Source organism: Stenotrophomonas maltophilia complex sp. Om-AH-Sm3 (assembly GCF_059337855.1).
Genome location: NZ_JBYBLQ010000008.1, coordinates 156,937 through 181,303, shown reverse-complemented (window position 1 = coordinate 181,303; position 24,367 = coordinate 156,937). Strand labels below are relative to the sequence as shown.

General features: G+C 66.3%; 23 protein-coding genes. 12 read left to right on the top strand and 11 right to left on the bottom strand.

Annotated features, from left to right (window positions below; translation table 11 throughout):
* Positions 1–14: 14 nt before the first annotated feature.
* The 3 genes from AC10QF_RS12035 (at position 15) to AC10QF_RS12025 (ending at position 3,556) form a co-directional block, all read left to right on the top strand.
* Positions 15–464: a carboxymuconolactone decarboxylase family protein gene (locus AC10QF_RS12035; RefSeq protein ID WP_005417569.1), complete on the top strand. Its 450-nt coding sequence runs from the start codon at positions 15–17 to the stop codon at positions 462–464.
* Positions 465–824: 360 nt separating this feature from the next.
* Positions 825–2,696 (top strand): ABC transporter ATP-binding protein, encoded by a 1,872-nt coding sequence (locus AC10QF_RS12030; protein WP_494542261.1) that lies wholly within the window; start codon positions 825–827, stop codon positions 2,694–2,696.
* Positions 2,697–2,776: 80 nt separating this feature from the next.
* Positions 2,777–3,556: a ferredoxin--NADP reductase gene (locus AC10QF_RS12025; RefSeq protein ID WP_005417572.1), complete on the top strand. Its 780-nt coding sequence runs from the start codon at positions 2,777–2,779 to the stop codon at positions 3,554–3,556.
* 70 nt (positions 3,557–3,626) lie between these two features.
* On the opposite strand, the gene AC10QF_RS12020 is transcribed toward AC10QF_RS12025, so the two are convergent.
* The gene (locus AC10QF_RS12020) at positions 3,627–4,106 is read right to left on the bottom strand and encodes a glutathione peroxidase (protein WP_053497833.1); all 480 of its coding nucleotides are present in this window, start codon (positions 4,104–4,106) and stop codon (positions 3,627–3,629) included.
* Between the two features lie 130 nt (positions 4,107–4,236).
* On the opposite strand from AC10QF_RS12020, the gene AC10QF_RS12015 reads away from it, so the two are divergent.
* A complete protein-coding gene (locus tag AC10QF_RS12015) occupies positions 4,237–6,405 on the top strand; it encodes a M3 family metallopeptidase (protein ID WP_111177406.1) in 2,169 nt (722 codons plus the stop codon).
* A gap of 114 nt (positions 6,406–6,519) precedes the next feature.
* On the opposite strand, the gene AC10QF_RS12010 is transcribed toward AC10QF_RS12015, so the two are convergent.
* The 4 genes from AC10QF_RS12010 to AC10QF_RS11995 all read right to left on the bottom strand — a co-directional run bounded on the left by AC10QF_RS12010 (position 6,520) and on the right by AC10QF_RS11995 (position 9,608).
* Positions 6,520–7,053: a hypothetical protein gene (locus AC10QF_RS12010; RefSeq protein WP_146256550.1), complete on the bottom strand. Its 534-nt coding sequence runs from the start codon at positions 7,051–7,053 to the stop codon at positions 6,520–6,522.
* A 198-nt stretch (positions 7,054–7,251) separates the two neighbouring features.
* The gene (cfa, locus tag AC10QF_RS12005; protein WP_111177408.1) at positions 7,252–8,367 is read right to left on the bottom strand and encodes a cyclopropane fatty acyl phospholipid synthase; all 1,116 of its coding nucleotides are present in this window, start codon (positions 8,365–8,367) and stop codon (positions 7,252–7,254) included.
* 19 nt (positions 8,368–8,386) lie between these two features.
* Positions 8,387–9,268 (bottom strand): DUF3298 and DUF4163 domain-containing protein, encoded by an 882-nt coding sequence (locus tag AC10QF_RS12000; protein WP_111177410.1) that lies wholly within the window; start codon positions 9,266–9,268, stop codon positions 8,387–8,389.
* A gap of 37 nt (positions 9,269–9,305) precedes the next feature.
* Positions 9,306–9,608: a GNAT family N-acetyltransferase gene (locus tag AC10QF_RS11995; RefSeq protein WP_005417588.1), complete on the bottom strand. Its 303-nt coding sequence runs from the start codon at positions 9,606–9,608 to the stop codon at positions 9,306–9,308.
* Between the two features lie 208 nt (positions 9,609–9,816).
* On the opposite strand from AC10QF_RS11995, the gene AC10QF_RS11990 reads away from it, so the two are divergent.
* Entirely contained in the window at positions 9,817–9,978 is a 162-nt protein-coding gene (locus AC10QF_RS11990) for a hypothetical protein (protein WP_162911592.1), read from the top strand.
* 49 nt (positions 9,979–10,027) lie between these two features.
* Here the strand turns inward: AC10QF_RS11990 and AC10QF_RS11985 are convergent, their stop codons facing one another.
* Both AC10QF_RS11985 and AC10QF_RS11980 read right to left on the bottom strand, forming a co-directional pair.
* A complete protein-coding gene (locus tag AC10QF_RS11985) occupies positions 10,028–10,651 on the bottom strand; it encodes a rhomboid family intramembrane serine protease (protein ID WP_005417591.1) in 624 nt (207 codons plus the stop codon).
* Between the two features lie 7 nt (positions 10,652–10,658).
* Positions 10,659–12,224 (bottom strand): POT-type proton-dependent oligopeptide transporter, encoded by a 1,566-nt coding sequence (locus AC10QF_RS11980; RefSeq protein ID WP_065186063.1) that lies wholly within the window; start codon positions 12,222–12,224, stop codon positions 10,659–10,661.
* Between the two features lie 162 nt (positions 12,225–12,386).
* Here AC10QF_RS11980 and AC10QF_RS11975 point away from each other — a divergent pair, with 162 nt between their 5' ends.
* Positions 12,387–13,232: an endonuclease/exonuclease/phosphatase family protein gene (locus AC10QF_RS11975; RefSeq protein ID WP_032954310.1), complete on the top strand. Its 846-nt coding sequence runs from the start codon at positions 12,387–12,389 to the stop codon at positions 13,230–13,232.
* Positions 13,233–13,363: 131 nt separating this feature from the next.
* On the opposite strand, the gene AC10QF_RS11970 is transcribed toward AC10QF_RS11975, so the two are convergent.
* Positions 13,364–13,975 (bottom strand): superoxide dismutase, encoded by a 612-nt coding sequence (locus AC10QF_RS11970; RefSeq protein ID WP_005410310.1) that lies wholly within the window; start codon positions 13,973–13,975, stop codon positions 13,364–13,366.
* 219 nt (positions 13,976–14,194) lie between these two features.
* Here AC10QF_RS11970 and AC10QF_RS11965 point away from each other — a divergent pair, with 219 nt between their 5' ends.
* Together AC10QF_RS11965 and AC10QF_RS11960 are read left to right on the top strand one after the other, a co-directional pair.
* Positions 14,195–14,647, top strand: a complete 453-nt coding sequence (locus tag AC10QF_RS11965) for a guanyl-specific ribonuclease (protein ID WP_095378112.1) — start codon at positions 14,195–14,197, stop codon at positions 14,645–14,647.
* Entirely contained in the window at positions 14,647–15,060 is a 414-nt protein-coding gene (locus tag AC10QF_RS11960) for a barstar family protein (protein ID WP_171957288.1), read from the top strand. The genes AC10QF_RS11965 and AC10QF_RS11960 overlap by 1 nt, the downstream gene beginning before the upstream one ends.
* A gap of 132 nt (positions 15,061–15,192) precedes the next feature.
* Here AC10QF_RS11960 and AC10QF_RS11955 read toward each other — a convergent pair whose 3' ends face one another.
* Together AC10QF_RS11955 and AC10QF_RS11950 are read right to left on the bottom strand one after the other, a co-directional pair.
* Entirely contained in the window at positions 15,193–16,953 is a 1,761-nt protein-coding gene (locus AC10QF_RS11955; protein ID WP_111177412.1) for a hypothetical protein, read from the bottom strand.
* A 10-nt stretch (positions 16,954–16,963) separates the two neighbouring features.
* Positions 16,964–17,563: an NfuA family Fe-S biogenesis protein gene (locus tag AC10QF_RS11950; protein ID WP_049417239.1), complete on the bottom strand. Its 600-nt coding sequence runs from the start codon at positions 17,561–17,563 to the stop codon at positions 16,964–16,966.
* A gap of 90 nt (positions 17,564–17,653) precedes the next feature.
* Between AC10QF_RS11950 and AC10QF_RS11945 the strand changes: the two genes are divergently transcribed.
* The 3 genes from AC10QF_RS11945 (at position 17,654) to zupT (ending at position 19,324) form a co-directional block, all read left to right on the top strand.
* Entirely contained in the window at positions 17,654–18,004 is a 351-nt protein-coding gene (locus AC10QF_RS11945; protein WP_021203009.1) for a 4a-hydroxytetrahydrobiopterin dehydratase, read from the top strand.
* Positions 18,001–18,417, top strand: coding sequence for an energy transducer TonB (locus AC10QF_RS11940; RefSeq protein WP_053497847.1), 417 nt, complete (start codon positions 18,001–18,003; stop codon positions 18,415–18,417). Before AC10QF_RS11945 ends, AC10QF_RS11940 begins: the two co-directional genes overlap by 4 nt.
* Before the next feature lie 97 nt (positions 18,418–18,514).
* The gene (gene zupT, locus AC10QF_RS11935) at positions 18,515–19,324 is read left to right on the top strand and encodes a zinc transporter ZupT (protein ID WP_111177414.1); all 810 of its coding nucleotides are present in this window, start codon (positions 18,515–18,517) and stop codon (positions 19,322–19,324) included.
* A 346-nt stretch (positions 19,325–19,670) separates the two neighbouring features.
* On the opposite strand, the gene AC10QF_RS11930 is transcribed toward zupT, so the two are convergent.
* Positions 19,671–20,645 (bottom strand): RluA family pseudouridine synthase, encoded by a 975-nt coding sequence (locus AC10QF_RS11930; protein ID WP_031269982.1) that lies wholly within the window; start codon positions 20,643–20,645, stop codon positions 19,671–19,673.
* A 408-nt stretch (positions 20,646–21,053) separates the two neighbouring features.
* Here AC10QF_RS11930 and AC10QF_RS11925 point away from each other — a divergent pair, with 408 nt between their 5' ends.
* Positions 21,054–24,296: an Rne/Rng family ribonuclease gene (locus AC10QF_RS11925; protein ID WP_494542260.1), complete on the top strand. Its 3,243-nt coding sequence runs from the start codon at positions 21,054–21,056 to the stop codon at positions 24,294–24,296.
* The last annotated feature ends 71 nt before the right edge of the window (positions 24,297–24,367 follow it).

The following is a 24,367-nucleotide window of genomic DNA, read 5'->3' as shown; positions in this document are numbered from 1 at the left end:
CCGTGGAGCCCACGATGTCCGATCACACCTTCCCCCGCGTCCCCTACACCCGCCTGGCCGCCGAGGCCTTCAAGGGCCTGCTGGCCACCAGCCAGGCGGTGCATGACAGCTCGATCGACCCGACCCTGATGGAGCTGGTGTTCCTGCGCGTGTCGCAGCTCAACGGCTGCGGCTACTGCATGGACATGCACGGCACCGCGCTGCGCAAGGGTGGCATCGAGCCGCGCAAGCTGGACACCCTGCCCGCCTGGCACGAAAGCCGCTTCTTCGATGCGCGCGAACGCGCAGCACTGGGCTGGGCCGAGGCGCTGACCCGCTTGACCGACGGAGCGCCGTCGCAGGCAGCGTTCGATGCGCTGGCACCGCACTTCGATGCGAAGGGCATCAGTGACCTGAGCATGGGCATTGCGGTGATCAATGCCTGGAACCGGCTGGGTGCGGGGCTGCTGCCGCCGCTGCCGTAACGGGGGGCTGGCCGGGCTGCCGCCCGGCACCCGCAGAGGCAACAACCAGAGCAACATCAAAAGCCGGCGCTACTGTGGGTTGGCGGGGTGGATCAGGTCGCAGGGGACGCTGCAAGTACGTCCATGTAAGCTCGGTCGCCGCATCCATGCGGCTCACGCCCCTGCGACCTGACCCACCCCGCCTTCGATAGTTCACTGGAGCTGCTGGTAGGTGTCGACCGTGGTCTACACGGTCGATCCACGCCGTGCATGGATACGGGAGGGTCAGATCCCTTTGCGTGGCAAAGGGATCTGACCCCGGTGCCGGCCACACGGCTGCACTGACCCCATCTGCACGTAGCAGGCGCGCACAATACGCGCATGCCTGCTTCCCCCACCGCTGGCGCTGCCGCCGCGAAGAAACCCAGCCTGCGCCAGCGCTTCAGGGCGATGCGCAATCTGCCCCCCTTCCTGCGCATGGTCTGGAAGACCAGTCCGGCGCTGACCCTGGCCAGCCTGGGGCTGCGCCTGATCCGTGCGCTGCTGCCGGTGGCGATGCTCTACGTCGGCAAGCTGATCATCGACAGCGCCCTGCACCTGAGCCAGCACGATGCCGGCTTCCCACCGCTGGGCGAGGCGCTGTCCAGCGGCCTGCTCAATCCACTGCTGGGCCTGCTGGCACTGGAATTCGGCCTGGCCATCGCCTCAGACCTGCTCGGCCGGCTGGTCAGCTATGCCGACGTTCTGCTTTCCGAACTGTTCGCCAACGCCACCAGCATCCGTCTGATGGAACACGCCGCGACGCTGGACCTGGAGGATTTCGAAGACCCGGACCTGCAGGACAAGCTGGACCGTGCGCGGCGCCAGACCATGGGCCGGATGAACCTGATGAGCCAGCTGTTCGGCCAGGTGCAGGACGCGATCACCGTGGCCAGCCTCGCCGTCGGCCTGCTGGTCTACGCGCCGTGGCTGATCCTGCTGCTGGCGCTGGCACTGGTGCCGGCCTTCATCGGCGAATCGCACTTCAACGCGGCCGGCTACAGCCTCAACTTCCAGTGGACGCCCGAGCGCCGCCAGCTCGACTACCTGCGCCAGCTGGGCGCCAGCGTGGAAACGGCCAAGGAAGTGAAGATCTACAACCTGCACCGCTTCCTGGTGGAGCGCTACCGGCGCCTGTCGGTGGCATTGTTCCAAGCCAACCGCGCCCTGGCACGGCGCCGCGCGTTCTGGGGCACGCTGCTGGCTGCGCTGGGCACGCTGGGGTATTACACCGCCTACGCCTACATCGCATGGCGCACGGTGCGCGGGGACTTCTCGATCGGCGACCTGACCTTCCTCGCCGGCAGCTTCCTGCGCCTGCGCCAGCTGCTGGAAGGCCTGCTGATCGGCTTCTCGCAGGTGGCCAGCCAGGCGCTGTACCTGGATGACCTGTTCTCGTTCTTCCAGATCCAGCCGGAAATCCACTCGCGCGATGGGGCCGTGCGCGTGCCGCAACCGATCCGCCAGGGCTTCGTATTCGAGAACGTCGGCTTCCGCTACCCCGATGCCGAACAGTGGGCGGTGCGCCATCTGGATTTCCAGCTGCACGCCGGCGAAGTGCTGGCCCTGGTCGGCGAGAACGGCGCCGGCAAGACCACCCTGGTGAAGCTGCTGGCGCGGCTGTACGAACCGGACGAAGGCCGCATCCTGCTCGACGGCCGCGACCTGCGCGATTACGACCTGGATGACCTGCGCGCCAACCTCGGGGTGATCTTCCAGGACTTCGTGCGCTACAACCTCAGCGCCGGCGAAAACATCGGCGTCGGCCAGGTCGAGGCGATGGACGACCAGGCACGCATCGCTGACGCGGCGCGACGCGGCATGGCCGAGGAAGTCATCGACGACCTGCCCGGCGGCTACGACCAGCAGATCGGCCGCCGCTTCAAGCAGGGCGTGGACCTGTCCGGTGGCCAGTGGCAGAAGATCGCCATCGCCCGCGCATGGATGCGCAATGCGCAGGTGATGATCCTGGATGAGCCAACGGCAGCGCTGGATGCCCGCAGTGAGTTCGAGGTGTTCCAGCGGTTCAGGGAACTGGCGGATAATCGCACCGCAGTACTGATTTCCCACCGCTTTTCCTCGGTACGCATGGCCGACCGCATCCTGGTGCTGGCCGATGGCCGGATCGAGGCCAGCGGCACCCATGCGCAGCTGATGGCGCAGGGCGGCCGCTATGCCGAGCTGTTCGAGCTGCAGGCGGCGGGTTACCGTTGAGAACGCCTCTCGTTCCGCCCAATGAGAACTTGTCTCATTTGAGATAGAATTACCCCCGACGACTTTCGATAGATACGCCCATGTCCTCCGCTTTCGGCGCCGAAACGGTGCTTGAGGTCCGTCACTGGACCGATGCCTACTTCAGCTTCACCACCACCCGCGACAGCGGCTTCCGCTTCGAGAACGGCCAGTTCGTGATGATCGGCCTGGAAACCGAGGCGCGACCGCTGCTGCGCGCCTATTCCATTGCCAGTGCCAACTGGGAAGAACAGCTGGAGTTCTTCAGCATCAAGGTGCAGGACGGCCCGCTGACCTCGCGCCTGCAGCACATCAAGCCGGGCGACAAGGTACTGGTCGGCAAGAAGCCCACCGGCACCCTGCTGATCAGCGACCTGCATCCCGGCAGGAACCTGTACCTGCTGGGCACCGGCACCGGCCTGGCGCCGTGGCTGTCGGTCATCAAGGACCCGGAAACCTACGAGCGCTTCGAGAAGGTGATCCTGTGCCACGGCGTGCGCTACGAAAAGGACCTGGCCTACCGCGATTACTTCGAGAGGGAACTGCGTGAGCACGAGTTCCTCGGCGAGATGATCGGCGACAAGCTGCTGTACTACCCGGCCGTCACCCGCGAGCCGTTCGCCAACCAGGGCCGTCTGACCCAGCTGATGGAGAGCGGCGAGATGCAGCGCACCCTCGGCCTGCCGGAACTGAGCCCGGAAAACGACCGCGCGATGATCTGCGGCAGCCCGCAGATGCTGGCCGACCTTCGCACCGTGCTCGATGCCCGGGGTTTCCAGGTTTCGCCGCGCATCGGCCAACCGGGCCACTACGTGTTCGAGCGCGCGTTCGTCGAGAAATAGCCCATCGCATCTGTAGAGCCGAGCCCGCGCTCGGAGTCGGCCGGAAAAGCAGCCGAGCGTGGGCTCGGCTCTACAGCAGCGCTTCGATCGCGCTGCGCAACTGCTCCGGCCGGGTGGTGGGCGCATGCCGCGACACCACCTGCCCCTGGCGATCGACCAGGAACTTGCTGAAATTCCACTTGATGCGGGCACTGCCGAGCAGGCCACGCTTTTCGTGCGTCATCCAGGCCCACAACGGATCAGCGCCCTCGCCGTTGACCTCGATCTTCTCCGACAGCGGAAAGCTGACCGGATAGTCCAGCGAACAGAACTGGCGGATCTGCGCCGCGTCCCCCGGCTCCTGCGCACCGAACTGGTTGCACGGGAAGCCGATCACCACCAGGCCGCGCTCGCGGTAGTCCTGCCACAACTGTTCCAGGCCGGTGTACTGCGGGGTGAAGCCACAGCGGCTGGCGACGTTCACCAGCAGCAACGGGTGGCCCTGATAACGGGCCAGCGCCTGCGGCTGGCCGTCGAGGTCACGGAAGCTGAAATCGTAGGCGCTGGTCATGAGGGCGGGCCGTGGGCGGTGAATGCATGGTACCCGCGCCCGGAGCCGGCAACATGCCTTTTGACACAAGTGCGGGCGCCGCCGGCCGGGTTACCCTCGGGCCCTTGTTTGCCTTACCGGAGTCCCTGCCTTGACCACCCGCCTTGCCCTTGCCGTGGCCATGTCCCTCGGCCTTGCCCTGCCCGCCTTCTCGGCCAGCGCCGTCACCCCGTCTGCCAGCCCCCATGCCCAGCAGGCCAATCCGTTCTTCGCCGAAAGCCCGCTGCCCCTGCATTATCCGCAGTTCGACAGGATCAAGGACAGCGACTTCGCCCCGGCCTTCGACGCCGGCATGGCGCAGCAGCTGAAGGAAGTGGAGGCCATCGCCAACAACAAGGCCAAGCCGACCTTCGACAACACCATCATCGCCCTGGAAAAGAGCGGTGACATCCTCGACCGCGCGACCACCGTGTTCTTCAGCCTGGTCGGCGCCGATACCAACGACACCCGCAAGAAGCTGCAGGCCGACTACTCGGCGAAGTTCGCCGCGCACAGCGATGCGATCGCGCTGAACGGCAAGCTGTTCGCCCGCATCCAGGCGCTGTATGACACCCGCAGCCAGCTGGGCCTGGACGCCGAAGGCGTGCGCCTGGTCGAGAAGTACTACGACAACTACGTGCGCGCAGGCGCCAAGCTGTCCGAGGCCGACAAGGCCAAGCTGAAGGAGATGAACGCCGAGCTGGCCAACCTCGGCACCAAGTTCAGCCAGAACGTGCAGTCGGAAGTGAACGCTTCGGCAATCACCGTCGACGACGTCAAGGCGCTGGACGGCCTGTCCAAGGAGCAGATCGCCGCCGCCGCCGAAGCCGCCAAGGCCCGCGGCCAGGACGGCAAGTACGTGATCACCCTGCTCAACACCACCGGCCAGCCGCCGCTGACCAACCTGGCCAACCGCGCCCTGCGCCAGAAGATCTACGAAGCGTCGGTCAGCCGTGGCAGCCGTGGCGGTGAGTTCGACAACACCGCGCTGGTCTCGCGCATCATGCAGCTGCGTGCCGACAAGGCCAAGCTGATGGGCTTCCCGAACTTCGCCGCCTACAACCTGACCAACCAGACCGCCAAGACCCCCGAAGCGGTCAACGCAATGCTGGGCAAGCTGGCCCCGGCCGCGGTGGCCAACGCCAAGCGTGAAGCCGCCGACCTGCAGGCGATGATCGACCAGGAACAGAAGGCCGCCGGCAAGCCGACGTTCAAGCTGGAACCGTGGGACTGGGCCTTCTACAGCGAGAAGGTGCGCCAGGCCAAGTACAACTTCGACGAGTCGCAGCTGAAGCCGTACTTCGAAATGAAGAACGTGCTGGAGAACGGCGTGTTCCATGCCGCCAACCTGGAATTCGGCCTGACCTTCAAGCAGCGCACCGACCTGCCGGTCTACCACGATGACGTCACCGTCTACGACGTGTTCGACGCCGACGGCAGCCAGCTGGCGATCTTCATCTTCGACCCGTATGCACGCGCCTCCAAGCGCGGCGGTGCGTGGATGAACTCCTACGTCTCGCAGTCCAAGCTGACCGGCTTCAAGCCGGTGGTCGCCAACCACCTGAACATTCCGAAGCCGCCGGCCGGCCAGCCGACCCTGCTGACCTGGGATGAGGTGAACACCACCTTCCACGAGTTCGGCCACGCCCTGCACGGCATGTTCTCCAACGTGAAGTACCCGTACTTCTCGGGCACCTCGGTGCCGCGTGACTTCGTCGAGTTCCCCTCGCAGGTCAACGAGATGTGGGCTGACAACCCGGTCATCCTGAAGAACTACGCCAAGCACTACCAGAACGGTTCGGCGATGCCGCAGGCGCTGCTGGACAAGGTGCTGGCGGCGGCCAAGTTCAATCAGGGCTTCGCCACCACCGAGTACCTGGGTGCGGCCATGCTGGATCAGCGCTGGCACCAGATCGGCCCGGACCAGGTGCCGGCGGCCAAGGACGTAATGGCCTTCGAGCGCGCCGCACTGGAGAAGGACGGCATCTACTACGCTCCGGTTCCGCCGCGTTACAAGACCCCGTACTTCAGTCACATCATGGGCGGCTATTCGGCCGGCTACTACGCTTACATCTGGTCGGAAGTGCTTGATGCCAACACCCAGAAGTGGTTCAAGGACAATGGCGGCCTGAGCCGCAAGAACGGCGACCACTTCCGTGCCACCCTGCTGTCCAAGGGCGGCAGCGTCGACGCGATGCAGCTGTTCCGCGATTTCGCCGGCCACGAGCCGCAGATCGAACCGCTGCTGGAAAAGCGTGGCCTGACCGGCGCCAGCAACTGATCGCCTGCGCGCTAGCGTGAAACGAAAACCGCCCGGGAGACCGGGCGGTTTTTTTTGTTGAGCCATTCATGCCAAAGACCATGCAGGGGGATCCCTGAGGTCACCTGCTACAGTTCAGTCGGCCGTGTCGACATCGACTTCGCGAACCGCCACAAGGGGGAGCGAGACGATTGCGAAACCAACATTTGCAGGGCAATTATTGAGCCATGCCAGCCACCTGCCGCTCGCAGCCAACTCCAAAAGGTCAGCAGAACTCGCGAAGATAAAGTGACCGTTCCCGTTGATAGTAGTCCCCGTCATCCCCGTGGACCAGTCGTAACAGTACCTAGGCTCGTCTTCTGACGGGTCCAGATCTTGGGTGAACCAGACTTTGTCGCCGTAATAGCTCGCCAGTCGGCCGTTCTCAAGCCGGCTGAAATAGAACCGAAAGTCCTCGTACTTCGAGAGATAGTTCTCCCCATTATGCTTGATGGCTGCCTGGGCATGCGTCCAGTCAAGCGCCTCGTCGAACGTGTCAAACAGGGGAGATCTCACCTTGCCCCAGCCCCAGTTGTAGCCCGTGTCACGAATATGCTCACCCTGATACTTCGTCACAGTACCCGCTTGTGCCGTATTACCTGCGATCAGGCCAAGAACAACGGCAAGCAAGATCCTCCTCCCATCCATCCTTCTCTCCTTGCGGACTGTAGGGTAGCTGTCAGCCTCAGCCAATTTAACGCTGAGCTGACTCCGTCTTCAGATTAAGGCGCTTCGGCAATCGAGAACTGCGACTTCCCGCTCATCATCGGAAATACGTCGGGCCTTCAATCTTCAAGTGACAACGCCATCTTGACCTCAGGCGTGGCTTCACCGTGGCGCCACGTACCCGCCCGGCACGCCTTCCGGCGACAGCACCAGCTGCCACAGCTGCGCGTGCCGGCAGCGGAAGGTGGCCATCGACCCGGCCAGGTAGAAGCGCCACATGCGGCGGAAGTGCTCGTCGTAGCGCGCATCCAGCCGTGGCCACGCCGCCTCTACGTTGCGCCGCCAGGCCTGCAGGGTCAGGTCGTAGTCGGTGCCGAAGTTGTGCCAGTCCTCCAGTACGAAACGGCCTTCGAACGCCCGGGTGATCTGCACCGCCGACGGCAGCATCGAGTTGGGGAAGATGTAGCGCGCGATCCACGGATCGGTGCGATGCCGGGAGATGTTGGTGCCGATGCTGTGCAACAGCAGCAGGCCGCGCGGCGACAGGCAGCGCTTGGCCACCTCGAAGAAGCCCGCGTAGTTCTTGTCACCGACGTGCTCGAACATGCCGATCGAGAAAATCGCATCGAACGGTTCGTCCAGCTCGCGGTAGTCCTGCAGTCGGATCTCGATCGGCAGGCCCGCGCACAGGTTCCGCGCGAACTCGGCCTGCTCCTGCGAAATCGTCACGCCGACGCCGCTGACACCGTAGCGCTCAGCGGCGAACTTCAGCGCTTCGCCCCAACCGCAGCCGATGTCCAGCACGCGCTGGCCCGGGCGCAGGCCCAGCTTGCGGCAGACCAGGTCGAGCTTGGCTTCCTGTGCGGCGTCGAGATCATCGGCGTTGCGCCAATAGCCACAGCTGTAGACCAGGCGCTGACCGAGCATGGCCTGGTAGAGATCGTTGCCCAGGTCGTAATGACGGCGCCCGACCTCGTAGCTGCCCTGCCCCGCCTGCAGGTTGAACAGGCGCGCCTTCAGCGCATCGGCCACTTCGCGCCAGCCGTGCACCCGTTCATCCAGGTGCGCCTGCATCAGGTGGACGAGGAATTCATCCAGGACGTTCGCATCCCACCACCCTTCCATGTAGCTCTCGCCCAGGCCGAGCGAGCCGTGGCCCATGACCCGCGCGAAAAAGCGCGGGTCATGCACCTGGATGTCCTGTGGCTGGGTACCGCCGATGCGGACCCCGGCTTCGTGGAGCAGGCCGGCGACCCGCTCCTGCAACCCTGTATCCACGCCACCTCCTCGAATGCGGTCAACCGCGTGCGAACAGCTCCACGTAGTCCTTGGCCACGTGCGGCAACAGCACCGCCGCCGGTACATCGGCGGTCTGGGTGCCGTCCGAGTATGGACCCACCTGGTACGGAGGGAAAACAAAGCGCAGCGAGGTGATCTGCCCCTTGTCGTCGGTCAGTGGCTGGAACTGGCTGAAATTGTCGGCCTGCGGGCCGGTACCGTCGGCGATCATGCGCGATGCGTTGCGCAGCGATTCCTGCAGCTGGGCCGGGTCCATGTCCTCGCCGCTGAGCCGCGTGGCCACACGTTCGCGCAGCTGGTCGGAGACGAAATCGCTGATTGCCTTCCAGCCCTTGGCATCGGTCACCAGCTTGTCGGCACTGAGCATCTGCTGCTGCTGCGGCAGCCATACGAAGCGCGCCACCAGCGGTTCGCCATGGGCGCCACCGGTGTAGCGGCTGCCATCGGCACTGACCACCACCAGCTGCGGGGTTTCCAGCAGCTTCTCGAAGCTCAGCGACAGCTCGTAGGGCATGGTCGGCTTGTCATTGCCCAGCCCGTCCAGCGCCTGCTGCAGGTCACTGCGTGCACTCGTCGCATAACTCTGCAGCGCGCGCGCCAGGCCGGGGTAGCGGTCGATACCGGCCGGGTAGCTGATGCCCACCACTTCGCGCTCGTTGTTTTCGATCACGTCGCGCAGGTCCAGCGGCGCTTCCGTGGCCGGCGTCTCGCCGGCGGCGGTGGCTTCGGCGGCGGGCGCCGCGTCGGTTACCGGCGCCGGCTCGCTTTCACGCTGGCAACCGGCCAGCAACAGCACGCCCACCACGCCGGCCAGCACGCTGCCGTGCAGTGGCCGGTTGTTTCCAATCTTCATCGGGATCCCCTGTTCATGTTTGTACATCATCGCCTGCCATGGCTGAAGCGTGGCCCGCTGGCATTCAGCCAACGAGCAGGTCGTGGTACTCCTCGTGCCGCTGCAGGAAGGCCTCGGCGTAGGAACATGCCGGCACCACCTTGTACTTCTGCTCGCGGGCGAAACGCAGTGCCACGCGGGTGAGTTCACCGGCGATGCCACGGCCGGCGATCGGCTCAGGCACCTCGGTGTGGGTGATGACCATGCGCTTGCGCTTGATCTGGTAGTCCAGCACCGCCAGCTGTCCTCGCACACGGGCGGTGAAGCGGTGGTTGGCCAGATCGTGTTCGACCTCGTAGGCCAGACCGGGGGGCGTGACCGAAGCCATGGAACTGTCTCCTGCGGCGACTGCGTGGATGGTGCGCAGCCGGGCGCCATGATCGCGTGAAGCCTGAACAGGGGCAAGTCCAGTCCATTCACGTCAGTTTTCGCCCTCAAGCTGGAGGGGCGCCGGCCGCTATCGCCTATGGCGGGGTACGGCCAGGCTGGCACGACCCTTGCGACTGTTGATCATGCGCACCACCGTGGAGGCTCCCATGCACGCCAGCGATTCCCATTCCGATACCGACCGCGCCCTGCTGGAGGGCCTGCTGCAACTGGCGGTGGAAGGGCAGACCGAGGATCAGGATTTCCAGCGCATCGGCGAGGAAGTATTCGCCCGCCTGCTGGATACCTACGGCCACACGACCCAGGCCTGAAACCGGATACGCCGGGGGTCGGATCCGCAGGATCCGACCCCGGCACGCTTCAGCCGCCCAGGCGGAAGGTCGGGTTGGAGAGTTCGCGCAGGAAGTGGTTGAAGATGCTCGGCTGCATGGCCAGCATGAAGATCACGCCGAACGCCGCACCTGCCAGGTGCGCGCTGTGGTTGATGCGATCGCCGCCGCGCTTGTCCATCCAGATGCTGTAGCCGACGTAGAACGCGGCATAGATGATCGCCGGTGCCGGGATGAAGAACACCAGGATGATCGACCACGGCTTGATCAGGATGAAGGCGAACAGCACCGCCGACACCGCACCGGATGCCCCGAGGCTGAGGTAGTTCGGATTCTTCTGGTTCTTCAGGTAGCTGGGCAGGATCGAGACCAGCAGCGCGCCGATGTAGAACGCCGGGTAGGTCAGGTAGCTGCCGGTCAGCTGCACCATCACGCTCTCGATGAATCCCCCGAAGAAGAACAGGGTGATCATGTTGAAGATCAGGTGCGACCAGTCGGCGTGGATGAAGCCATAGGTCACCAGCCGGTCGTACTGGCGATGGCGGTCGACGGCCGGCGGCCACAGGATCAGGCGATCGGCCAGCTTGCGGTTGTTGAACGCCATCCACGACAGGATGGCGGTGATGGCGATCAACAGCAGATTGACGGGGGTCATGTCAGGCTCAGGCGCTACGGTAGTTGTCGACCATACGATAGCGTTTCGCGTACCAACCGAAGGCCAACGCCGCGACGAAGGCGAAACCGGCGAAGAAGAACATCAGGAACGCCGCTTCGCTCAGGCCCGTACTGGCGATCCTGTGGGTCACGGCATCGTTGCGCACGGCAGCGTTCGACAGCAGCACCCACAGGTTGCCGATGGTGGTGGTCAGGTTCCAGAAGCTCATCACCACGCCCTTCATCGCCTGCGGCGCCTGGCTGTAGGCGAACTCCAGGCCGGTGGCCGAGACCAGCACCTCACCGAAGGTCAGCAGCGCATACGGCAGCATCTGCCAGAAGATCGACATGGCGTTGCCGCCGTCCATCACCACCTGGATGCCGCCGACCACGATCCAGGCCAGGCCGCTGAAGGCGATGCCGGCGGTCATGCGGCGCAGCGCGGTCGGCTCGAAGCCGAAGCGGCGCAGGGCCGGGTACAGCACCAGGTTGTTGAACGGAATCAGGATCATCACCAGCAGCGGGTTCAGCGCCTGCATCTGCGAGGCGGTGAACCAGCTCGGCATCTGCATCTGCTGGCCCTGCAGGACCCAGGTCGAGGCCTTCTGGTCGAACAGCGAGAAGAACGGCGTGGTCAGCGCGAAGATCACCAGCACGCGCAGCACCGAGCGCACGCCTTCCACGGCTTCGGCCGGATGCTGGCCGCGGGCGCGGTCCAGCTGCAACCAGGTACCGCCACCGATGCCGGCGAGGATCGACACCAGCGCCAGGCACAGGCAGATCACGATGCCCAGCGAGCCGACCAGGCCGAACGAGGCTGCAGCCAGCGCCAGGCCGAGCACGGCGATCACCAGACCCGGACGGCCCTGGCCGGCCACGCGCGTGGTCAGCGCGGTACGCACCACGTTGGCGAACGAATGCGGATCCTTCGGCGGCAGCGGCACCAGCACGTAGCGCTTGCGGCCCAGCCAGAACACGAAGGTAGCAATGAACATCAGGATGCCCGGGATACCGAACGCCCACTGCGGCCCCCAGTTCTTCAGTGCCAGCGGGATCAGCAGCGAGGCGAACAGCGAGCCGAAGTTGATGATCCAGTAGAAGGCGTCGAAGACGATCTTGGCCAGGTGCTTGTTGCTCTGGTCGAACTGGTCGCCCATGAACGAGGCCACCAGCGGCTTGATGCCACCGGCACCCAGCGCGATCAGGCCCAGGCCGAGGAAGAAGCCCTCGCGGCTGTTCTCGAACAGCGCCAGGCACAGGTGGCCGGCGCAGTAGACCAGGCTGAACCAGAGGATCGTGTGGTACTTGCCGAAGAACCTGTCGGCCAGCCAGCCACCGAGCAGCGGGAAGAAATACACGCCGATCATGAAGCTGTGCATGATGTCCTTGGCTTCACCGGCACGGCCTTCCGCAGTGATTTCCTGCAGCAGCAGCGAGGTGATCAGGAACTGCACCAGGATGTTGCGCATCCCGTAGAAACTGAACCGTTCGCAGGCCTCATTGCCGATGATGTACGGAATCTGGCGCGGCATCTTTCCTTGGCCGGCGATGGGGGCGACTGCGTCGTGGCTCATCCTGTAAGGCATTCCTGCAAAGCGAAAGGCGCAAGGTTACCGGAACCGGGGCTTGCGAAGCACGCTGCAGGGCTGCATGACAACGGTGCCAATCCATGGCAGGCAGTGCAGGCCCTGCCGGAAGTCACGGCACCTGCACGACAAAAGCGTAAACTTATCGTTATGCGCCCCCTCGCCCCCGCCCGCCTCCTGCTCAGCTGTCTCGTGCTGCTGCCGGCGTTGCAGGTACAGGCGCGGCCGCAGGCGCCGGCCGCCGCCAGTGAGAGCGCGCCCCGTCAGCTGACCGTGGCCGCGCTGGAGTTGCCCAGCCGCGATGACGCGCAATGGAAGCAACGCCGCGAGCAGGTCGCACAACTGCTGACCGACCTGCAGCCGGACGTGATCTCGGTGCAGCAGGTGCTGCAGCAGCAAGGCCGCAACCCGGCCTGCTGGCTGGCCAGCCGGCTGCGCTACAGTTGCGACTTCGTCACCGCCGACCCACCCAGCCAGCCACTGCGGCATGGCAACGCCATGCTGACCCGGCTGCCGGTGAGCGAGGACGGCGTGACCCTGCTGCATCCTCCCGGCACCTTCAGTGCGGCCGGCATGATGCGGCTGAAGCTGGGCGAGGCGCTGGTCAACATCTACGTGGCGCGGCTGCGCCCGGACCCGGACGAGGCCACCGCCCGCCAACACCAGACCAGCGACCTGATGACCTGGATCGGCGCCACCGCCGAAGGCATGCCCAGCCTGATCGCGGGCGACTTTTCGGCCAGCACGGTTGAGCTGGTGCGGAGCACGCCCGGCTTCCAGCCGGCACGGCGCAATCCCGGCGGTCGCGCCGAGCCGCCTGCAGCCAGTGGTGGCGGCGCCAGTGGCCACGGCTTGGACGTGCTGTTCCAGGTCAAGCACTTCGGCGGCATCCGCCAGCAGCCGATCCTGCTGCCCGCCGACGGCGACCTGCCCGGACTGCGCCTGGGCGTGTTGGCAACCCTGCGCCTGCAGGACGATACGGCCACTGCCGAATAGGTCGTGCCGGCCGCAGGCCGGCTCCCCGGGGACCACACGATTGCGGGCCAGCGGCCGGCGCTACCGAATGAATCCTGCAACAGGAAAGGCCGGGGTCTCCCCCGGCCTTTCCACTCATCCCATCACCGCAATCAGGCGATCGCTTCCTGGTAACGGCGCTCGACTTCATTCCAGTCGATGACGTTGAAGAACGCGCCGATGTATTCCGGGCGGCGGTTCTGGTACTTCAGGTAGTACGCGTGCTCCCAAACGTCCAGGCCGAGGATCGGCGTGTTGCCTTCCATCAGCGGGCTGTCCTGGTTGCCGGTGCTCTCGACCACGACCTTCTTGTCCGGGGTCACGCTCAGCCATGCCCAGCCACTGCCGAAACGGGTCAGCGCCGCCTTGGTGAAGGCATCCTTGAACTTGTCGAAACCGCCCAGGTCCTTGTCGATGGCCTTGGCCACGTCACCCACCGGGTTGCCGCCCGCGTTCGGGGCCATCACGGTCCAGAACAGCGAGTGGTTGGCATGGCCACCACCGTTATTGCGCACCGGACCCTGCAGGTTCTCCGGCAGCGACTTGAGCTTCTTCACCAGCTCTTCGACCGGCAGGTCAGCGTATTCGGTGCCTTCCAGCGCCGCGTTGACGTTGTTGATGTAGGTCTGGTGATGCTTGGTGTGATGGATTTCCATCGTCGCCGCATCGATATGCGGCTCCAGCGCGTCGTAGGCGTAGGACAGCTTGGGCAGGGTGTAGGCCATGATGCATCTCCTGATTGCGAGGGCACCCGACGATGTCGGGCGGTGCGCGGTGAATGATGGGGACAGACCCGCAGATTACCAAGGGGGATGTAAAGGAAATTGCGTCCTGCCAGTGAGCACGACGGCAATTGTTACGCAGCAGTGACGCGGCGCCCCCCTCATGCGCCATGCAGCGCGCAGGCGCTACAGTGCGTGCACCACCCTCGCCCGCCCCTGCCCATGCGCAACCCCCGGCTGCTGATCACCGCCATCGCCCTGCTGCTGCTCGGCCTGGTCGCCAACCATTTCCTGCAACGGCCGCCGGCGCCACAGTTCGCACCGGACCTGCAGGGAACACCGACCGCACGGGCGCCTGCCACGGCCACGCCCGGACGGGACAACGGCCTGCCCGCGTTCCTGCCCACCGAAGCACGCCAGACCATTGCCCTGATCCAGCGAGGCGGTCCATTCCCGCACCGCCAGGACGGCACCACCTTCGGCAACCGCGAGCAGCAGCTGCCGCAACGTCCGCGTGGCTACTACCGCGAGTACACCGTCAACACCCCCGGTGCACGCACGCGTGGCACGCGCCGCATCGTCACCGGCGGCGATCCGCCGGAGGCGTGGTACTACACCGACGACCACTACGAATCGTTCCGCAGCTTCACCGTACCGGCCCAGGGAGCGCAGTGATGAGCCACGATGATTTCGGCCTCGGCCTGCATGACATCAACAATGCCGGCGTCTATGCCATCGACAGCGATGACATCGGCGCACTGGCCGCAGCAATGCGCGATGCCAGCCTCAAGGTGATCCGCATTGATCTGGAAGGCGTGACGGACAAGCGCACCCTGCTCGCCCGGCTCGCCGCGCAACTGGATTTCCCGGCCGGTTTCGGCGGCAACTGGGATGCACTGTCAGACAATCTGCGTGATCTGCAATGGCTGCCGGCCAACGGCTACGCGCTGTTCCTGGCCGACGTGGATGCACTGCGTGCCAACGCACAGAGGGACTTCGACACCCTGCTGGACGTGATGGATGAAGCCAGCCGCGATTGGGTCGGTCGCGATGTGCCGTTCTGGGTGTTCCTGTCGCAGAGCGCGTAAGGGCAACGCCCTGATAGAGGCTGACCTTGGTCGGCATGGGCGTGCCCCCCCATGGATCATCCACGCATGGCGTGGATCTACCCGGCCCAGCTGGATGCACAGTAGATCCACGCCATGCGTGGATGCGCCGTCCTAGCGGCTCCCGTTATCTTCCTGCAGTTCCTTCTTGAACGGGATGTCCGGCGGCGGCCGTGCCACGGCCGGCTGGTCCTGCATGTTGGGGTTGGTCAGGCCACAGCCACCGCCGGCCTGCAGGATCGAAATGACGCAGGAAATCCTCGTGTTGGTGCCCGGCAGTGGAATCTCCATCGCCTTGACGCCCTTGCGCACCCATTCGGCCAGCAGCGATTCCTGTGGCACCCAGTACTTGTCGAACGACGTCGGCGTGTAGTCGTACGGCGGACGTTTCAGCCATGTGCCCGATTGCGCGATGCGCTCCTTGCTCCAGCCGTCGTTGGCGCCACCGGGCGCACCTCGCTCGGCGTGGCCGTCGCCGTCCTGGCCCGGCACGCGTACGCTGCCATCGGCATTGAAAAGGCCATTGCCCCTGCCGGCGGCACTGGCCTGGCGGGCACCGCCATTGCTGCCGTCGCGGCTGCGGCTGGAAGATCCCCAGTCATCGCCCTTGGCCGGTGTCGCCCAGTTGCCGGGATCGGGGGCCGGGCGCGCTCCTGCGTTTGCCGGTGTGCTGCTGGAGGCTGACGGACGCGTGCTGCTGCTCGTCTGCGCCGCGCGGCCTTGGGCCGCAGCCGCAGGCGTCACGGTGGCACTGCCACTGGAGGATGCCGGTGCCACCGCCGGTGCCGGGGCCATTTCACGCTCCCGCACCTGTACATCACGGCCGGTGGGCGCGCGTACGGCGGGCTCACGCCCGGCCACCGCCGCCATCCGCACCTGCGGATCGGCCACGGCCTGCACTTCACGTTCAAGCACCTGCACGTCCTGCTGTGGCACGCGCACCTGCATTTCAGGGCTGCGCAGCGGTTTGGGCGCGACGGGCGCTTCGACGATGCTGACTTCGCGTTCGCGCACCTGGATGTCACGCACCTGAGGTGTGCGCACGGCCAGCTCTGGGGTGCGCACCTGGGCAGGCGCCGGCGGCGCGTGCACCGGCTGCACGCTGCGCTCGCGTACGCTGGGCGTGCTGTCCCGCGGCACGACGCTGACTTCGGTTCGCGGCACGCTGACCGGCGGCACCACGAAATCCGTGCTGGCCTGCGCCACCTCGGTGGCCTGGACCGGCGAAGGCGGCGGCGCGGCAACCGGCGCCGGCTCAGCTTCGGCTGGCGGCGGAGGAACACTGGCGGTCGGCGCGGATGCAGGGGAAGATGCGGCGGCTTCGACAGTCGCCGGGCGCGGGGCAGGAGTTGTGGCGGCACCCGCCTGCTGCCCCGTCGCAACCCGACCTGCCGCAGCGGCCGCAGCGACTTCGGCGCCTGGCTGATCGCCCCCGCCTTCCTGGGTCGCGCGGCCGACGAACTCCACCTGCACGCGCTCGCCCTCGGAGCCCTCTTCGTCTGGCGCAGTGGTGCGGATCACCGCCACCCACAGCAGCAGCATGAAGAACAGCAGGTGCAGCAACGCGCTGATCAGTGCCGAGGTCCAGCGCATCCAGCGCTGGTCGCGCGGCGCAGCGTCCCAGTCCTGCCAGAACAGACGGCGCAACGCTTGCCACAGCGACAGCTGCGGCGATTGGCCTGGCCGGCCGGGCAGCGGACGCGGCAGCAACACCGCAATTACTTCGCCGGCATGCAACGGCCGCGGCAGCGGCCCCAGCGAGCGCAGCCACAACGCCCAGCCATAAGGCAGGCGCGTGGTCTTCTCAAGGACGGCGCGGGGCTGCTGGCGGGCCAGCAGCAGATCGATGAGTTGCTCGGCCCGGGTCAGAGGCACGCGTCAGCGATCAGGCGACGTTGTCGCGCGGGATGTACGGCGCGTGGCCGCTGTCGTGGTCGGTCGCGTCGCGCACGGCGGTCACGCCCGGCACGCGGCCCATCAGGGTCTTTTCGATGCCCTGCTTGAGCGTCACGTCGGCCATGCCGCAGCCCTGGCAGCCACCACCGAAGCGCAGCAGCACCACGCCGTCGGCCGAGACTTCCTGCACGGCCACCTTGCCGCCATGCGAGGCCAGCTGCGGATTGACTTCGTTCTCCACCACCCAGTGCACGCGCTCCACCAGCGAGGCCGCATCACCGGGCGCTTCACCCTTGATGCGCGGCGCCTTGATGGTCAACTGCTGGGCACCGGCGGTGCCGGCGACGATGTCGATCTCGGCACCGTCGAGCCAGCCAACGCTGCCGGCATCGACATAGAGGGTGAAGCCATCGCAGTCCACCGCCCACTCGTCGCCCAGCAGGTCGGTGGGTTCGGCGAACTCCAGCCGGGCGTCGGCGCGCGGGGTACCGGGGTCGACCGCGCTCAGGCGCACGCCCATGCCAGGCACGCCCTCGCGTTCGATCAGCTTGCGGAAATGGGTCTGGGCAGTGTCGGAGATCTGGATCATCAGGCTATTCTAGCCAAGTAAGCGTCAGCCGCTCATTCGGTTTATACACCGTCCGGCGCATTGTTCAGTCAACACGAGGTGGAGATTCCCATGGCCGACCTGATTCCACTGGCCCAGGCCCGTTGCGTGCCACGCAAAGGCAGCGACCACAAGCTCGGCGAAGCCCGCCTGGCCGAACTGCTGCCGCAGGTTCCCGGCTGGGAGCTGAGCGAGGGCGGGCAGGCCCTGACGCGCACCTTCCGCTTCAAGGATTACTACGCCACCATGGCCTTCGTGAACGCGCTGGCCTGGATTGCCCATCGCGAGGACCACCATCCGGACCTGGGCGTGCACTACGACCGCGCGGTCGTGCGCTTTTCCACCCACGACGTGGGTGGCCTGAGCGAGAACGACTTCATCTGCGCGGCAAAGACTTCGGCCCTGACGGAGCAACTGCCATGAACGTACGCTTGCTGAGCCTGTCCCTGATCGCTGCGACCGGCCTGGCCGGCTGTGGTTCATCCGAACCGCCGGCACCGCCACCGCCTCCGCCGACCGAAGTCGCAGCGGTGAAGACGCCGCCGCCGCAGTACCCGCTTGAACTGGCCTGCATGGGCGTGGGCGGCACCAGTACGTTCAAGGTGACCATCGGCACCGACGGCAAGCCGAGCGAAGTGGCCCTGCTGACTGGCGCCGGCAACCCGCAGCTGGACGAGCTGGCCAAGACTGCCGTGCAGGGCTGGCAGTTCAATGCCGCCACCCGCAACGGCCAGCCGGTGCCGGCCACCATCCAGGTGCCGGTCAGCTTCAACCCGCCGCAGCCGAAGCCGGACCAGTGCTTCGCCATTGAAGAGCGCCTGCGCCGCGGCGGCTGATCGCACGCACCCGACGAGGCCAGCCGGCGCCCGCCTCGCCCTCGCCGCCCCGGCCCTGTCCGGGGCGGCTGTCTGTTGACCAGGACTGCGTCGGTAGATGCTGCAGATTCCCCCCGAAAACATCTGGATTGCGCTGACGGTCACCCTCGCGGCCGGCCTCGCCACTGCGATCGGCAGCCTGCTGGTGCTGTTCTCGCGCCGCCCCAACCCGCGCCTGCTGGCCTTTGGCCTGGCCTTCGCCGGCGGCGCGATGGTCTATGTGTCGCTGTCGGAAATCCTCAACAAGTCCATTGCTTCGTTCGCACTGGCCCATGGCGAGCGCACCGGTTTCACCTACGGCACCCTCGCGTTCCTGCTGGGCGTGATCGCGATCGTGCTGATCGACCACTTCATTCCCAACCCGCATGACAGCCTGGACAAGCAGGATCCCGCGTTCCGCGAGAACAGCCGCGAGTACCTGAAGCGGGTCGCGCTGCTGACTTCCGTCGCGATCACCGCGCACAATTTCCCGGAAGGGCTGGCGACCTTCTTCGCCACGCTGGAAAGCCCGTCGGTGGGCATGCCACTGGCCTTTGCGATTGCCATCCACAACATCCCCGAGGGCATCGCGATCGCGGTGCCGGTGTACTTCGCCACCCAGAACAAGGCCTATGCATTCAGCGCCAGCCTGCTGTCGGGTCTGGCCGAGCCGGTGGGCGCGGCGCTCGGCTACTGGTTGCTGTCCGGGTCGCTTTCGCACGCCACCTTCGGCTGGGTGTTCGGGCTGATTGCCGGCGTGATGGTGTTCCTGGCACTGGATGAACTGCTGCCGGCCGCCAAGCGCTATGCGAAGGGCCACGAGACCGTTTATGGGCTGGTGGCGGGCATGGGCACGCTGGCGATCAGCCTGGTGCTGTTCAAATGGTGAGGGGGTTGCGGCCGACGGGCTAAGCCCCCTCGCGGCTGGTACGTCCCACAGTATCGAGAGGTCACGGGCGGGTATGGGCCTACGCTGCAGCTGGCAGGTCCGCCTTGTAGCGAGCCGAGCACCGCAGGTCCGGCGAGGGCGAAGAGGCGCGGGTGTCTGAGCGCAGCGAGTTCCGCGCCGGCCCTCGGCGGACCGAGGAGCGCAGGGCTCCGGCGCGCAGCGCCGGCTCGCGGATGGCGGCGTGTTTCTTTGGTTACTTTCTTTGCACGAGCAAAGAAAGTGACAAGCCCACTCATCGCAGGGAAGCGACGGCGCCGACCAAGCACCCGGCGCCGCCGAACCGCCGTCAGCGCAGCCGGTCCAGCGCCTCGACCAGCTCATCGGCCAGCGGCGCGTTCAGCACATACGGACTCTTGCCGTCATCCAGTGCAAACTCCAGCGAGGCCGCGTGCAGAAACAGTCGCTTCAGCCCGATCTGCTCACGAAGCCGCTTGTTGACCGCAGGATCGCCGTATTTGTCGTCACCGGCCACCGGATGGCCCAGATGCTGGGCATGCACGCGGATCTGATGGGTGCGGCCGGTTTCGATGCGCACCTCGCAGTACGAATGGCCGCCGCGGCGCTCCAGCACCCGGAAGTGACTGATCGATTCCTTGCCGATCGCGTTGACCTGTACATGGCGCTCGCCGCCCTGGCGCAGGCCCACGTGCAGCGGCGCGTCGACGGTCATCACGCCGTCCGGCATGCGGCCGGCCAGCAGGGTCAGGTAGCGCTTGCGGATGCCGGCGCCGTGGTCTTCACGCAACAGCGCCTGCAGTTCGCTCAGCGCCGAACGCTTCTTGGCCACGATCAGCAGGCCCGAGGTGTCGCGATCCAGCCGATGGACCAACTCCAGCGTCTGTCCCGGGCGCAAGGCGCGCAGGGTCTCGATGGCGCCGAAGCTGATGCCGCTGCCGCCGTGGCTGGCCACGCCGGAGGGCTTGTTCAGGGCCAGCAGCCGGGCGTCCTCGAAGACGATGGCCTGCTCCAGGCGGCGCATGAACGCCTCCGGCGGACCGGCCTTGTCTCCTTCCTCGCTGAGACGGACCGGCGGCACACGCACCTCATCGCCCGCCTCCAGCTTGCGCTCGGCCTTGGCGCGGCCGCCGTTCACCCGGACCTGCCCACTGCGCACCAGCTTGTACACCAGGCTGCGCGGGGCTCCCTTCAGCTGGCCGAGCAGGAAGTTGTCCAGGCGCTGGCCGGCGCGGTCGGCGGGAACGGTGATCATGCGCACGGAAGGCTTGTCGCCAGCGGGTTTGGTCGGGTCTTGGGCGGTCATCAGGCTGTTTATTCTGTTACACTCGGGGGGCGAGATAAGGGATTGATTTCGTTGGAAGTTACTCAGGGCCAGAAGCCCAGCTTCCGACGAATCCGGCACAGTGCGCGACCACCGCCCGCGGGGCGGCCATGTTAGCGGCTCACCGGCCTTCCCGGCCATCGCCGGATGCCTGACACGCAACCGTGCTGAACATGTCCCGCGTGGCGCTCCAGCCTGGCTGACAGCTGCCTGCGGCCCTGCAACACCCAAAAACCCATAAGAGTGAAGCGCTCCCGCGGCCTGCCGTGGTGTCGTAGCGCTGGAAACCCAAGCCGCCCTCCCCGCGCTTGCGCGAATGGGCGGCGAGCCGTGTCCAGAGGCGAAACCCCATGGCGTTCCGCGCGGTAGCCGCTTGCGAGGAACGCAACAATGAAGCGAATGCTGATCAACGCCACGCAGGCTGAAGAGCTGCGTGTTGCCATCGTGGATGGCCAGTCGTTGTATGACATCGACATCGAACAGCCGTCGAAGGAACAGAAGAAGTCCAACATCTACAAGGGCCGGATCTTCCGCATCGAGCCCTCGCTGGAAGCCGCCTTCGTCGAGTATGGCGGTGGCCGCCATGGCTTCCTGCCGCTGAAGGAGATTTCCCGCGACTACTTCCAGGCCGGTGTCGACCACAACAAGGCCGGTATCCGCGAGCTGCTGAAGGAAGGCCAGGAGATCGTTGTCCAGGTCGACAAGGAAGAGCGTGGCAACAAGGGCGCCGCCCTGACCACGTTCATCTCGCTGGCCGGCCGCTACATGGTGCTGATGCCGAACTCGCCCAGCGCCGGCGGTGTGTCCCGCCGCATCGAGGGCGAAGACCGTGCCGCGCTGAAGGAGGCCCTGGACAAGCTGAACATTCCCGACGACATGGGGGTGATCATCCGCACCGCCGGCGTCGGTCGCGATGCGGAAGAGCTGCAGTGGGACCTGGACTACCTGCTCAACGTCTGGCGCGCCATCGCCGAAGCCGCACTGAGCAAGCCGGCCCCGTTCCTGATCTACCAGGAATCGCGCCTGATCGTGCGCGCCCTGCGTGACTACCTGCGCGCCGACATCGGCGAGATCCTGGTGGACACCGAGGAGATGTACGAGCACGCCCGCGAGTTCATGCAGCAGGTGATGCCGCAGACCCTGCGCAAGCTCAAGCACTACAAGGACGACATCCCGCTGTTCAACCGCTTCCAGATCGAGTCGCAGATCGAAGGTGCCTACGAGCGCAACGTGCGCCTGCCGTCGGGTGGCTCGATCGTGGTCGACCAGACCGAAGCACTGACCGCAGTCGACGTGAACTCCTCGCGCGCCACCAAGGGCAGCGACATCGAGGACACCGCGTTCCAGACCAACCTGGAAGCGGCCGAGGAAGTGGCTCGCCAACTGCGCCTGCGCGACCTGGGCGGCCTGGTGGTGATCGACTTCATCGACATGGCCTCCAACAAGCACCAGCGCGAGGTCGAGAACCGCCTGGCCAACGCGCTGAAGTACGACCGTGCCCGCGTGCAGGTCGGCCGCATCTCGCGCTTCGGCCTGCTGGAAATGAGCCGCCAGCGCCTGCGCCCGAGCCTGGGCGAATCCAGCCAGATCGTCTGCCCGCGTTGCGACGGCCACGGCCGCATGCGCAGCGTCGAGTCGCTGTCGCTGTCGATCATCCGCGTCGCCGAAGAGCACGCGATGAAGGAGAACACCGGGCAGGTGCTGGTCCAGGCGCCGGTGGAGATCGCCAACTACCTGTTGAACGAGAAGCGCAGCGCCCTGCGCGAGATCGAGCAGCGCCACGAAGCGCCGATCGTGATCGTCGCCGACGAGCAGCTGCACACCCCGCACTATGCGGTCACCCGCCTGCGTGAGAACGAGCTCGGTGAAGAGAGCAGCAAGCCCAGCTACCAGCGCGGCACCCCGCGCAAGCTGCCGGTGCACGCCCTGACCAAGGGCCAGCTGAACATCCCGCCGCCGGCGGTAACCCAGGTCAAGCACACCTCTCCCGCCCCGGTGCGCGAGGAAGCGGCTCCGGCTGCAGCCGCTCCGGCTCCGGTCGTGGCAGCGCCCGTGGCGCCGGCTTCGAGCGGCGGCGTGATCGGTTGGCTCAAGCGCGTGTTCGGTGGCGAGCCGGCGCCGGCGCCGGCTCCGGCCGCCCCGGCTCCGCGCCAGCAGCAGGACGGTGGTCGCAAGGACCGCAACAAGGATCGCAACAAGGATCGCAAGGACCGTCGCGACGAAAACCGTGGCAACGGTGGCAACGGCAACGCGCAGCAGCAGAAGGATGGCGGCAACCGCAAGGACCGTGGTGAGCAGCGCAACAAGGACGGCCGCAACGGCAACAACGGCAATGCCCAGCAGCAGCCGCAGCAGGGCAGGCAGAAAGAGCCGCAGCAGAAGGATGGCCAGCAGCAACCGCAGCAGCAGAACAAGCCGCGCAACGAGCAGCAGGGCCAGAACCAGAACCAGCCGAAGCTGAAGCAGCCCAAGCAGCCACGCCAGCAGCAGGACGGTGACAAGCCGGCCGAGAAGCCGCAGCGCAACGTCGCCGACGCCCCGGTTGAAGGTGTGACCGCGGCAGCAGCCGTGGTCGCCACTGCCGTCGCCGCCAATGTGGTGACCGCGCAGGAAGCCACTGCACCGGTCGCCCCGGTTGCCCCAGTGGCCGCCGCTCCGGTGGACGCAGTACCGGTCGAGACCGCTGCCGGCGAGGCCGAGGTGGTTGCGGTTGCCGCTGAAGAGACTGCAGCCGACGCCCATGGCGAGCAGGCTGGCGAAGGTGCAACCCGCCGCCGTCGCGGCCGTCGTGGCGGCCGTCGTCGTCGTCGCGGTGGCGCCGAGAACGCTGCCGGTGGTGACGGCCTGGGCGATGACCAGGACGAGGGTGACGAGGGTGATGACGCCGAGGGCGTCGAGCCGAACGTCGACAGTGCCGCCCCGGCCACTCCGGTCGCCGCCGCACAGCCGACCCGTGCGCAGCCGGAATTCGATTTCGATGACGAAGCCGAACCGGTTGCTGTCGAAGCCGAGAAGCCGGTCCGTGCTGCCGCCGCTGCTGTCGCCGCACCGGTGGCGGTGGTGAGCAGCGCCGTGGTCGAGACTGCCGCACCGATCACCGCCGAAGTGCCGGCGGCGGTTGAAACCGCAGCCAAGGCAGAGCCGGTGTCCTCGCCGGTGCAGACCAGCATGCTCGATGCCATCGACGCAGCAACCCCGGCGCAGCCGGTGGCTGTTGCCGCACCGGCAGTCGAAGCAAAGCCGATCGCGGTGGAAGCAGCCCCGGTGGCTGAAGTCGCTCAGGCGATCGAAGCGAAGCCGGCGGCAGTCGAGGCTGCACCGGTGGCTGAAGCCAAGCCGGCCGCTACCGAAGCCGCTCCGGTGGTAGAAGCCAAGCCGGAGATCGTTGACGCTGCTCCGGTGGTTGAAGCCAAGCCGGTCGTCGAGCCGGTCGTGGTCGCCGAACAGCCGGTCGCGCCGGTGGCGGTGGAAGCTGCACCGGTGGAAGCTGCGGCCCCGGTTGCCGATGCAGTGGTGACACCGTCGATCGATCCGGTCGCCGATGGCCACGCCGATGCGGCAGCCCAGGCGGCCGAAGCCAAGGCCGACGAAGAAGACGAAGAAGGCGCCAAGCGGACGCCGCCGGCGAACTGATCGCGCTTTGATCGCGTGAAAAAACGGCGGGGATCGATGATCCCCGCCGTTTCTGTTTGTGCGCCGGGCGC

Bases quoted from the DNA above. Each gene is read 5' to 3' on its own strand.
- AC10QF_RS12035 (WP_005417569.1), top strand. From the start codon at position 15: ATGTCCGATCACACCTTCCCCCGCGTCCCCTACACCCGCCTGGCCGCC.
- AC10QF_RS12030 (WP_494542261.1), top strand. From the start codon at position 825: ATGCCTGCTTCCCCCACCGCTGGCGCTGCCGCCGCGAAGAAACCCAGC.
- AC10QF_RS12025 (WP_005417572.1), top strand. From the start codon at position 2,777: ATGTCCTCCGCTTTCGGCGCCGAAACGGTGCTTGAGGTCCGTCACTGG.
- AC10QF_RS12020 (WP_053497833.1), bottom strand. From the start codon at position 4,106: ATGACCAGCGCCTACGATTTCAGCTTCCGTGACCTCGACGGCCAGCCG.
- AC10QF_RS12000 (WP_111177410.1), bottom strand. From the start codon at position 9,268: ATGTACAAACATGAACAGGGGATCCCGATGAAGATTGGAAACAACCGG.
- AC10QF_RS11995 (WP_005417588.1), bottom strand. From the start codon at position 9,608: ATGGCTTCGGTCACGCCCCCCGGTCTGGCCTACGAGGTCGAACACGAT.
- AC10QF_RS11990 (WP_162911592.1), top strand. From the start codon at position 9,817: ATGCACGCCAGCGATTCCCATTCCGATACCGACCGCGCCCTGCTGGAG.
- AC10QF_RS11985 (WP_005417591.1), bottom strand. From the start codon at position 10,651: ATGACCCCCGTCAATCTGCTGTTGATCGCCATCACCGCCATCCTGTCG.
- AC10QF_RS11980 (WP_065186063.1), bottom strand. From the start codon at position 12,224: ATGAGCCACGACGCAGTCGCCCCCATCGCCGGCCAAGGAAAGATGCCG.
- AC10QF_RS11975 (WP_032954310.1), top strand. From the start codon at position 12,387: ATGCGCCCCCTCGCCCCCGCCCGCCTCCTGCTCAGCTGTCTCGTGCTG.
- AC10QF_RS11970 (WP_005410310.1), bottom strand. From the start codon at position 13,975: ATGGCCTACACCCTGCCCAAGCTGTCCTACGCCTACGACGCGCTGGAG.
- AC10QF_RS11965 (WP_095378112.1), top strand. From the start codon at position 14,195: ATGCGCAACCCCCGGCTGCTGATCACCGCCATCGCCCTGCTGCTGCTC.
- AC10QF_RS11960 (WP_171957288.1), top strand. From the start codon at position 14,647: ATGAGCCACGATGATTTCGGCCTCGGCCTGCATGACATCAACAATGCC.
- AC10QF_RS11950 (WP_049417239.1), bottom strand. From the start codon at position 17,563: ATGATCCAGATCTCCGACACTGCCCAGACCCATTTCCGCAAGCTGATC.
- AC10QF_RS11945 (WP_021203009.1), top strand. From the start codon at position 17,654: ATGGCCGACCTGATTCCACTGGCCCAGGCCCGTTGCGTGCCACGCAAA.
- AC10QF_RS11940 (WP_053497847.1), top strand. From the start codon at position 18,001: ATGAACGTACGCTTGCTGAGCCTGTCCCTGATCGCTGCGACCGGCCTG.
- zupT (WP_111177414.1), top strand. From the start codon at position 18,515: ATGCTGCAGATTCCCCCCGAAAACATCTGGATTGCGCTGACGGTCACC.
- AC10QF_RS11930 (WP_031269982.1), bottom strand. From the start codon at position 20,645: ATGACCGCCCAAGACCCGACCAAACCCGCTGGCGACAAGCCTTCCGTG.
- AC10QF_RS11925 (WP_494542260.1), top strand. From the start codon at position 21,054: ATGAAGCGAATGCTGATCAACGCCACGCAGGCTGAAGAGCTGCGTGTT.